At 65.3% G+C, this 265-nt stretch carries 1 protein-coding gene; it reads left to right on the top strand.

Annotation, left to right across the window (positions count from 1 at the left end; genetic code table 11):
- Window positions 1-265, top strand: a 265-nt coding sequence (locus NTD88_RS20175) for an immunoglobulin-like domain-containing protein (protein ID WP_262191755.1), incomplete at both ends; no start/stop codon positions are given.

Here is a 265-nt window from a genome sequence, read left to right as displayed (position 1 = left end):
GTACGTCGACAGCGGCAACGTCAGCGCCACCATCACTGGCACCAGCGGCGGTGATTTCGAGAAGTTGAACGTAAGCAGCACGCCAGCCGTGACGGCCGTGACTGACACCATCGACACCTCGACCGTGACCCTGACTGCGACCCCGAGCGTGACCGAAGGCGGCGTCGTCACGTACACCGCGACCGTCAGCGCACCGGTCACCGGCGCGCCACTGGTTATCAGCCTCGCCAACGGCCAGAGCATCACCATCGCGGTCAATGCGTCG

Source organism: Pseudomonas sp. 20P_3.2_Bac5, from assembly GCF_025466035.1.
GTDB lineage: Bacteria > Pseudomonadota > Gammaproteobacteria > Pseudomonadales > Pseudomonadaceae > Aquipseudomonas.
The sequence above is the reverse complement of the archived record's forward strand: the minus strand, read 5'-3'. Positions and strand labels throughout refer to the sequence as shown.